Source organism: Ectothiorhodospira sp. PHS-1 (assembly GCF_000225005.1).
GTDB lineage: Bacteria > Pseudomonadota > Gammaproteobacteria > Ectothiorhodospirales > Ectothiorhodospiraceae > Ectothiorhodospira.
The window spans coordinates 1-434 of the sequence record NZ_AGBG01000099.1; the positions used below are offsets into that span (position 1 = coordinate 1).

General features: G+C 59.4%; 1 protein-coding gene. It reads left to right on the forward strand.

What is annotated here, in order from left to right; all coding sequences use genetic code 11:
* Positions 1–287, forward strand: a 287-nt coding sequence (locus ECTPHS_RS15305; protein WP_246828389.1) for a tyrosine-type recombinase/integrase, incomplete at its 5' end; no start/stop codon positions are given.
* Positions 288–434: the final 147 nt, after the last annotated feature.

A 434-nucleotide genomic window follows, 5' to 3' on the forward strand; every position in this document is an offset into this window, starting at 1 on the left:
GCGGTCGCCTTTCGGTAGATCCACGTTCGGGGAAGACCCGCCGCCACCATCTGCACGAAACCGCTGTACAAAAGTCCGTCAAGGGAGCAGCCAGAAAGGCGGGCATTCACAAGAAGGCCAGTTGCCACACATTGAGGCACAGTTTTGCGACCCATCTGCTGGAGCAGGGTTACGACATCAGGACCGTACAGGAACTGTTGGGGCATAGTGATGTGTCCACCACGCAGATCTACACCCACGTACTCAATCGCGGCGGTCTCGCCGTCAGAAGCCCCCTGGATGCCTGAAACACCTCGCGCCCCTCGCTGCCTGTCCAGCGGGGGCTTCCTTGGATAACCGCCCTCTCCTGCCCTACCCCATTCGGGCCGCACGGATTCCCTGTACTCCATGTCCCTTTCCGCTGCTTGATCCTGGGGTCGAGATTAGCGAATTTT